The organism is Vogesella perlucida (assembly GCF_979366545.1).
The window spans coordinates 1-255 of record NZ_CEETRO010000077.1; the positions used below are offsets into that span (position 1 = coordinate 1).

The window sequence follows — 255 nt, forward strand, 5'->3', positions numbered from 1 at the left end:
CGCCCACGTTGCCGGCGGCATCGGTGGCGGCCACTTTGGCGTCGATGGTGGTGTCGGCGGCCAGGTCGCGACCGGCCACAGCCACGCTGTACTCACCGGCGGCATTGACGGTGGTGGTGTAGTCGCGACCATTGACGGTCAGGGTCACCACGTCGCCGGCTTTGAACTCGCCGCTGACGGTGCCGCTGACGGTGATGTCTTCATCGGCTTCGGCGGCGTTCACCACGTTGTCGGCGGTGATGTCGTTGACGCTGA

At 66.7% G+C, this 255-nt stretch carries 1 protein-coding gene; it reads right to left on the reverse strand.

What is annotated here, in order from left to right:
* A partial coding sequence (locus ACZ9XP_RS18010) for an Ig-like domain-containing protein (RefSeq protein WP_465188971.1) occupies positions 1 to 255 on the reverse strand: 255 nt, incomplete at both ends.